We start from the raw sequence: 7,280 nt of genomic DNA, 5'->3' as shown, positions 1-7,280 counted from the left end.
TCAGGCCGTCTGAAACCTTCAGACGGCCTAAGCAAACCCATAAAGGACAACCCTCATGACACAAGAACGCCTCCCTTCATTCTTCGATGACGCCCCGACCATTACCGTCCAAGACGCATTGGCCGACTTCCTCGGCGCGGCCGAAAACGGCATCCTCACTTACCACTACGCCGATGCCGTGCGCTTGTGCGGCCATTCCTGCCCGACCGTCGCCGGCGCCTACCTGATGGTCATTAAAGGCCTGAAAGCCCTTTACGGCACAGAGCTGCCGCAACGCGGCGACATTGAAGCCTTTATGCAGGGCGAGCGTGACGAGGGCACGACCGGCGTTACCGCTTCCGTCGTCCAACTCCTTACCGGCGCTGCACCCGAAACCGGCTTTGGCGGCGTAGGCCCTGCCGGACGCTTTGCCCGCCGCCACCTCTTGTCCTTTGGTGCAGGCGAAATCAACGGCACACTCGCGCTCCGCCGCCGCGATACCGGCAAAACCGTTGCCGTCAGCCTCAACGCCGCTCTCCAACTCTTTGCCCCGCAAATGCGCGACATTATGCCCAAAGCCGTCAGCGGCAGCGCAAGTGCCGATGAACTCAAACAATTCGGCGAGCTTTGGCAAGAACGCGTCCGCGCCTTCCTGATTGACCAAGCCGACAATCCCGAATTTGTCACCGTCAGCGAAATCTAAAAACACCATACAGGAATAAAATTCAGACGGCCTCATGCTGAAAGGCCGTCTGAAACCCCAACTTCCCATTTTCGGACCCGCCTATGATTACCATCCGCAACGTCAGCCACACCATCGGCAGCAACCCCATCCTCAACGACGTCAGCCTCGACATTCCCGAAGGCGGCATTACCGCGCTAATCGGCCCGAACGGCGCAGGCAAATCCACCCTCCTCTCCTTTATGGCGCGCCTGCAGCCCTTGGTACATGGCGACATCAGCTACGCAGGCAAAGACATCAAAACTACCCCCACCGCCGAACTTGCCCGTACGCTCTCTATCCTCACCCAAGAAAACAGCATCATGAGCCGCATTACCGTGCGCGACCTGCTCATGTTCGGCCGCTATCCCTACCACCAAGGCAGGCCGTCTGAAACAGATAAAACCATCGTCGAAGAAGCACTTGCAGAGTTCCACCTGCAAGACTTTGCCGACCGCTACCTGACCGAGCTTTCCGGCGGCCAACGCCAACGCGCCATGATTGCCATGGTGTTCTGCCAGCGCACCGACTACGTTTTGCTGGACGAACCGCTGAACAACCTCGACATGTATCATGCCCGTTCCCTCATGCAAATCCTGCGCCGACTGACCGACGAACACAAGCGCACCACCGTCGTCGTCCTGCACGACATCAACCAGGCCGCCGCCTATGCCGATTACGTCGTCGCCATGAAAAACGGCCAAGTCGCCATGCAGGGCAAGCCCAACGATATTTTCACCGCCGAAAACATCAAAACCCTATTCGATATGGACGTCAACGTCCTCGATTACGAAGGCAAAAAACTGGTTATCCACCATATCTAAATCCGACAAAAAGGCCGTCTGAAACCCGATTGTTCAGGTTTCAGACGGCCTTTGTCTATTCAAAGCGTTTATTTTTTATCGTACAAACCGCGCACCACGCGACCGATTGCGGCAATGCCTTTTTCCAGCGTTTCCGCGTCCTGCGCAATGCTCATGCGGATGCACTCGTGGGCGTGCGGATAGTCTTGCCTATCGATGCTGACAAAGAAATGCTCTCCCGGAATAATCAGCGTGCCTTCGGCCTTGAGCATTTCGTACAAGGTTTGCGACGAAACAGGCAGGTTTTCAAACCAAAGCCACAAGAAAATCGCACCTTCAGGCTTGTGGATTTTCAACGGATACGCACCCAATTCGCGTTTGAGCAGCGAGACGGCAGTTTGCGCCTGCCGACGGTAAAACGGCTGAATCACTTGGTCGGACAGCTGTTTCAGACGGCCGTCGTTTAACAGCGGAGCCGCAATCGCCGCGCCAAAACGGGTTGGCGACAAATTCACAATCGCATTCAAACTGCTGACGGCTTTGACCACTTCCGGCGCGGCGACAATAATGCCGGTACGCACGCCGGGCAGGCCGATTTTAGAAAGGCTGAAGCAGAGGATGATGTTTTCGTGCCAGTTGAGCGTCACATCGCTGTAAATAATATTCGGAAACGGCATTCCGTAAGCGTTGTCGATAATCAGCGGAATCCCGTGTTCCTGCGCCAACGCGTCCAAACGCGCCATCTCGCCGTCGGTCAACACATTGCCGGTCGGGTTGGTCGGGCGCGAACAGCAAATCGCACCGATTTTGCCCTCTTTCAATTCAGACAGGCTCTCCAGCGCGTCAAAGTCCACGCGGTATTTGAAAAATCCCGCTTCGCCTTCGTGTTCGACATTTTCGATTTTCGGTTTTACCGAAATAAAATGCTGCCCCTCGACATGCACGTCGGCATAACCGATATATTCAGGCGCCAGCGGCAACAAAATGGCTTTTTCAGCCGTTTGGCCGTCTGAAAGATTGAATTTACCGCCAAACAGGTTGAACAAATAGAAAAACGCGTTTTGCGAACCATTGGTCAGCGCGATATTGTCCGCCGTCAGGTTCCAGCCGTATTCGCGGTTGAGAAACTCAGTCAAAGCCGCAATCAGCGCCGCATCGCCCTGCGGATTGGAATAATTGCCGATATTCTCAACAGCGTGTTCCGCCGCCAGTTTAGAAAACACATCGGCGAACACCGCATTGACTTCAGCAATCTTCGCCGGATTGCCGCCGCCAAGCATGTTGACGGGCTTGTCACTTTTGAGCGCATCGCCCAAATCGTCCATCAATTGCAAAATGCCACTGTGTTGTGTGAATTTTTCACCGAATGCTGAAAACTGCATGGAAACTCCGTTGCTAGGTGTGTGTGGAAACAATAAACCGCTATTATAAGAACAAAGGCCGTCTGAAAACCAGTTATCCTGATTGTTCAGACGGCCTATTTGACGGAATGGTGGCTTGATACAACCTTATTGGTTTACAGGTATTATTTCTTCCTGCCAAAAATCAGTGATATCACCGACAAGATCAAGAAACCGGCAAATAAAATTTTGGCTATGCCTGCCGCACTACCTGCAATACCACCGAAACCTAATACAGCTGCAATAATAGCGATTATAAAGAAAACGATCGAATAATGAAGCATGATTTTTTCCTTTCGGTTTAATATAAAACGGTCGAGGGGGATACGACCGTTTATTATGAAATTCAACGGTCTTAGCTGTTCAACCAATCATCAATTTCTTTTTCAGCTTCATCTTTAGTGCGACCGTAACGCTCTTGGATTTTACCAGCCAACTGATCGCGCTTGCCTTCGATGATGTCCAAATCGTCGTTTGTCAGCTCGCCCCATTTTTCTTTGGCTTTACCTTTAAGTTGCTCCCATTTTCCTTTGATAATATCTTCATTCATAGTTATATAATCCTATCTTATTGATTAATATTTAATTCACTGATAAAACCGCTTGCATTTAACCTTACTTGATAATTTTTTAATTTGCAAGCAATGCCAATGCTGATTTTTTAATCAGCTACCCAATATTTTATTAATTTTATAAATAATCAATAAGTTATATAAAATTGTTAAATTTTGAAAATATTAAGATATTATTGATTACCGCCTTTTACGTGTATTCTTTAAATCAATCGACCTCACTATAAAAAACAGGCCGTCTGAAAATCTTTCAGACGGCCTTTACTATCCAATCTTTCCTTTAACGGCCAAAATTATCTCGGCGTTCGCGCCAGTCTTGGCGGATGGAGCCGCTTTTGCCGACCGGTGTGTCTTGTTCGACTTCCCAAATAAAATTCGTTCCGCCGCCAATCGGATGCGAGCCGCGTAAACCGATGTGGCTGCCTTGGTCGGCAACGGCAGTTCGGCTGTATGTTTGGCCGCCAAAACGGGTTTGCGAGGTTTCGATGCCGCTTTTGATGCTGCCGTAAAGCTGTACGTCGGCATGTGCGGCCAGTGCGGCGGTGGAAAGTGCGGCAGTGAGGAGAAGTTTCAAGTTCATGGTTTATCCTTTTTTGGAGAGGAATTGTGAGGCGATTGTATCGGCCTTGTGCGTAAACAAGTTACAATTCTTGCAAAATCTGACAGGAGTTTTGATGATGCACTCTTTACGCGCTGCCGCGGTGCAAATGGTGTCGTCCACCAACCCCGAAACCAATATTGCCACGATGAAACGCCTTGTCCGCGAGGCGGCCGAACAAGGGGCGGATTGGGTGTTGCTGCCCGAATATTGGCCGCTGATGGGCAAAAACGATACGGACAAGCTGGCATTTGCCGAGCCTTTGGACGATGGACGCGTCGGCGAAACCTGCGACACCCGTTTTCAGACGGCCTTAAGCGAAACGGCAAGGGAATGCGGCGTGGTGTTGTTTGGCGGTACGGTTCCGCTGCAAAGCCCAGACGCGGGCAAGGTGATGAACACGATGCTGGTGTATGACCGCGACGGCAACCGAGTCGGGCTTTACCACAAAATGCACCTTTTCGGCTTTTCCGGTTTGGGCGAACGCTACGCCGAAGCCGATACGATACTGGCAGGCAGCGATGTGCCGAAATTGAGCGTGGACGATGTTCCGCTGGCGGCCGGCGTCTGCTACGATTTGCGCTTTCCTGAGTTTTTCCGCGCCCAGCAGCCGTTTGATGTTTTGCTGTTGCCGGCCGCGTTTACCTACACGACCGGCAAGGCGCATTGGGAATTGCTGCTGCGCGCCCGCGCAGTGGAAAACCAATGCTACGTCATCGCGTCGGCACAAGGTGGACTGCATGAAAGCGGCCGCCGCACATTCGGCCACAGTATGATTATCGACCCTTGGGGCGATGTGTTGGCGACGTTGTCGGAAGGCGAAGGCGTAATTTGTGCCGATTTGGATACCGCGCGACTGCAAAGCGTGCGCACGCGCCTGCCTGCCCTGAAACACCGATTACTTTAAACACGCACTATGTCCCAGTTCCAACCTACACGCATTCTCGGCATCGACCCCGGCAGTCGCGTAACCGGCTTCGGCGTTATTGATGTCCACGGCCGCGAACATCATTATGTTGCTTCCGGCTGTATCAAAACGCCGACCGGCGCGTCGCTTTCCGAACGCATCGCCGTGATTGTCCGCCATATCGATGAAATCATCCGCCACTATCAGCCGCATCAGGCAGCCATCGAACAAGTGTTCGTCAACGTCAACCCAGCCGCGACGTTAATGCTCGGTCAGGCGCGCGGTGCCGCGATTGCCGCTTTGGTCATGCACGATTTGCCCGTGTTTGAATACACCGCGCTTCAGGTCAAGCAGGCGGTGGTTGGCAAGGGTAAGGCCGCCAAAGAGCAGGTGCAGCATATGGTGGTCCAAATGCTTGCACTTTCAGGTACACCGCAAGCCGATGCCGCCGACGGACTCGCCGTCGCCCTCACCCACGCCCTGCGCAATCACGGATTGGCTTCGCAACTCAACCCCGACGGCTTGCAGGTCAAGCGCGGCCGTTTTCAATGGTAGGCCGACATTCAGGCCGTCTGAAATATGTTCCAGCCCGTTTTCAGACGGCCTTTCGGTTATAATAGCCCTTTGCCCACATACAGCGAGCCTTCATGAAAGCCGCCTTCCTTTTTCTCTATCTCATCCGCCTGCTGCCTTTTTGCGTGTTGCACAAGATTGCCGACGCGATCGGTATTCTCGCCTATTACGCAGTCAAACCACGCCGCAAAGTCGGCGAGGTAAACCTCAAAAAATGCTTTCCCGAGCTAAACGACAGCCAGCGCACTGCCCTGCTCAAACGCCATTTCCAACACATGGCGAAGCTGATGCTCGAATACGGCCTCTACTGGTACGCGCCTGCGGATAAGCTGCGCTCGTTGGTACGCTATCAAGACAAACACCATCTTGACGAAGCCCTCGCCGCCGGCGAAAAAGTCATCATCCTCTATCCGCACTTTACCGCATTTGAAATGGCGGTTTACACGCTCAATCAGGATGTGCCGCTGACCAGCATGTATTCGCACCAAAAAAACAAAGCCCTGGACGAGCAGATCCTGAAAGGCCGCCACCGCTACAACAATGTTTTCCTGATCGGCCGCACAGAAGGCCTGCGCGCCATCATCAAACACCTGCGCAAAAGCGATGCGCCCTTTCTTTATCTGCCCGACCAAGACTTCGGCCGCAACGATTCCATTTTCGTCAATTTCTTCGGCATTCAGACGGCCACGATTACCGGCCTCAGCCGTATCGCCGGCATGACCAAAGCCAAAATCATTCCCGCCATTCCCACGCGCGAAGCCGACAATACCGTAACCCTGCGCTTCTATCCGGCTTGGGACAATTTCCCGACCGAAGATGTCGAAGCCGATACCCAGCGCATGAATGACTTCATCGAAGAGCGGGTACGCGAGCATCCCGAACAATATTTCTGGCTGCATAAACGCTTCAAAACCCGTCCCGAAGGCGAAAGCAGCTTTTATTGACTACATTGAATTACAATTTGAATATGCAAAAAGCGACGAAATCCTTCTTTCGCCGCTTTTTCATTTTAATTGAATCAAACCGAAACTCATGTTTGGTTTTAAACAATCAAATAATATTCTGCTTTAAATGCTTTAAAAACAACTTTTTTCATCGTGATTGAAACTTTCAAACAACCCTATATTTTTTCTCAAATGAAAAACATCAGGCCAATACACTTTTTTCATTTACATATTAAATTTAATTTCTTTTAAAAACAATATATTAAAAAACAGTCCATCTGAAAAAATACATTTTAATCATTCAAAATATGAAATAAAATTAAATTAAAATTTAAAAAAACAAAATAAATATCTAAATTTAAAACAATTATGAAATATAATTGCAAAAATATGACAATACCTGAAATTTATACCGAAACTAGCCTTCAGAAAAAAATACTTGGCAAACTGTAAAAATTCGCGTAAATTTCACTACATCAAATTACAAAACGTTCAGACGGCCTCGCTGGTTTTAGATACTTTTGTAAGCAATTTTCTGATATTGCAAGAAATTGCGGTATTTTAGAGGATTTCGGTGCAATGCCCGAAATGAAAGTTTACCGATGCAGAGTTGAGCTGCATCTGTAAAGCCGCAGGTGAAAGCCTGTATTGTTTGTGAAGCGTAAATCTCTGATTTGAGGTATTGGGGCAATCCTGTGGGGGATTGCCTCTTTTTTTATCTGCGCCGTCATGCCACAATGACATCATCCCTTATCCAACCCGATCACGCCATGACTCCGATACT

9 protein-coding genes are annotated in these 7,280 nt (G+C 50.5%); 5 read left to right on the top strand and 4 right to left on the bottom strand.

The features are described from left to right. Positions 1–55: 55 nt before the first annotated feature. Both ACTHUM_RS10250 and ACTHUM_RS10245 read left to right on the top strand, forming a co-directional pair. Positions 56–682, top strand: coding sequence for an FmdE family protein (locus ACTHUM_RS10250; protein ID WP_070695155.1), 627 nt, complete (start codon positions 56–58; stop codon positions 680–682). Between the two features lie 83 nt (positions 683–765). Then, complete coding sequence (locus ACTHUM_RS10245) at positions 766–1,524, top strand: iron ABC transporter ATP-binding protein (protein WP_049328943.1); 759 nt, start codon at positions 766–768, stop codon at positions 1,522–1,524. A 68-nt stretch (positions 1,525–1,592) separates the two neighbouring features. Here the strand turns inward: ACTHUM_RS10245 and ACTHUM_RS10240 are convergent, their stop codons facing one another. The 4 genes from ACTHUM_RS10240 to ACTHUM_RS10225 form a co-directional block, all read right to left on the bottom strand. Beyond that, the gene (locus tag ACTHUM_RS10240; protein ID WP_070695154.1) at positions 1,593–2,885 is read right to left on the bottom strand and encodes a valine--pyruvate transaminase; all 1,293 of its coding nucleotides are present in this window, start codon (positions 2,883–2,885) and stop codon (positions 1,593–1,595) included. 143 nt (positions 2,886–3,028) lie between these two features. Beyond that, positions 3,029–3,187: a DUF1328 domain-containing protein gene (locus tag ACTHUM_RS10235; protein ID WP_039862543.1), complete on the bottom strand. Its 159-nt coding sequence runs from the start codon at positions 3,185–3,187 to the stop codon at positions 3,029–3,031. A 71-nt stretch (positions 3,188–3,258) separates the two neighbouring features. Beyond that, positions 3,259–3,453, bottom strand: coding sequence for a CsbD family protein (locus ACTHUM_RS10230; RefSeq protein ID WP_004520971.1), 195 nt, complete (start codon positions 3,451–3,453; stop codon positions 3,259–3,261). Positions 3,454–3,754: 301 nt separating this feature from the next. Beyond that, positions 3,755–4,054: a porin gene (locus ACTHUM_RS10225; protein ID WP_004520970.1), complete on the bottom strand. Its 300-nt coding sequence runs from the start codon at positions 4,052–4,054 to the stop codon at positions 3,755–3,757. 94 nt (positions 4,055–4,148) lie between these two features. Here ACTHUM_RS10225 and ACTHUM_RS10220 point away from each other — a divergent pair, with 94 nt between their 5' ends. The 3 genes from ACTHUM_RS10220 to ACTHUM_RS10210 all read left to right on the top strand — a co-directional run bounded on the left by ACTHUM_RS10220 (position 4,149) and on the right by ACTHUM_RS10210 (position 6,496). Continuing rightward, positions 4,149–4,979 carry a carbon-nitrogen hydrolase family protein gene (locus ACTHUM_RS10220; protein WP_004520969.1) on the top strand — a complete coding sequence of 277 codons (831 nt, stop codon included), beginning with the start codon at positions 4,149–4,151 and terminating at the stop codon, positions 4,977–4,979. A 9-nt stretch (positions 4,980–4,988) separates the two neighbouring features. Then, entirely contained in the window at positions 4,989–5,534 is a 546-nt protein-coding gene (gene ruvC / locus ACTHUM_RS10215; RefSeq protein ID WP_003684216.1) for a crossover junction endodeoxyribonuclease RuvC, read from the top strand. Between the two features lie 77 nt (positions 5,535–5,611). After that, a complete protein-coding gene (locus tag ACTHUM_RS10210) occupies positions 5,612–6,496 on the top strand; it encodes a lipid A biosynthesis lauroyl acyltransferase (RefSeq protein ID WP_224783391.1) in 885 nt (294 codons plus the stop codon). The last annotated feature ends 784 nt before the right edge of the window (positions 6,497–7,280 follow it).

This window comes from Neisseria sp. P0021.S006 (assembly GCF_051956895.1).
The sequence above is the reverse complement of the archived record's forward strand: the minus strand, read 5'-3'. Positions and strand labels throughout refer to the sequence as shown.

Coding starts and splice junctions, on each gene's coding strand:
- ACTHUM_RS10245 (WP_049328943.1), top strand. CDS start 766: ATGATTACCATCCGCAACGTCAGCCACACCATCGGCAGCAACCCCATC.
- ACTHUM_RS10220 (WP_004520969.1), top strand. CDS start 4,149: ATGATGCACTCTTTACGCGCTGCCGCGGTGCAAATGGTGTCGTCCACC.
- ACTHUM_RS10240 (WP_070695154.1), bottom strand. CDS start 2,885: ATGCAGTTTTCAGCATTCGGTGAAAAATTCACACAACACAGTGGCATT.
- ACTHUM_RS10225 (WP_004520970.1), bottom strand. CDS start 4,054: ATGAACTTGAAACTTCTCCTCACTGCCGCACTTTCCACCGCCGCACTG.
- ACTHUM_RS10230 (WP_004520971.1), bottom strand. CDS start 3,453: ATGAATGAAGATATTATCAAAGGAAAATGGGAGCAACTTAAAGGTAAA.
- ACTHUM_RS10250 (WP_070695155.1), top strand. CDS start 56: ATGACACAAGAACGCCTCCCTTCATTCTTCGATGACGCCCCGACCATT.
- ruvC (WP_003684216.1), top strand. CDS start 4,989: ATGTCCCAGTTCCAACCTACACGCATTCTCGGCATCGACCCCGGCAGT.
- ACTHUM_RS10235 (WP_039862543.1), bottom strand. CDS start 3,187: ATGCTTCATTATTCGATCGTTTTCTTTATAATCGCTATTATTGCAGCT.